At 74.0% G+C, this 392-nt stretch carries 1 pseudogene; it reads left to right on the plus strand.

The window, feature by feature from the left end:
• A pseudogene (locus M1L36_RS16540) lies at positions 1-392 on the plus strand (GHMP family kinase ATP-binding protein); the annotation flags it as partial.

The following is a 392-nucleotide window of genomic DNA, read 5'->3' on the forward strand; positions in this document are numbered from 1 at the left end:
CGCCGCGGCGGCCGTCGCACTGAACGAACTGTACGACCGGGGCCTCACGCGCGAGGAACTGGTCCCCATCGCCGCCGAGGGCGAAGCCGCCGCCTCCGGGGAGGCCCACGCCGACAACGTCGCGCCCGCGCTGCTCGGCGGGTTCACCGTCGTCACCGACGACCGGGTCACGACGGTCCGACCGGAGCTATCGCTGGTCGCGTGTCTCCCCGACATCGTCGTCTCGACGCGCGACGCCCGGCGGGTGGTCCCCCAGTCGGCGTCGATGGACGACCTCGTCGAGACGGTCGGCAACGCGGCGACGCTCACCGTCGGGATGTGTCGGGGCGACCCGGACCTCGTCGGCCGCGGCATGGACGACCCGGTGGTGACGCCCGCTCGTGCCGACCTCA

This window comes from Halomarina rubra (genome assembly GCF_023699475.1).
GTDB classification, from domain to species: Archaea; Halobacteriota; Halobacteria; order Halobacteriales; family Haloarculaceae; genus Halomarina; species Halomarina rubra.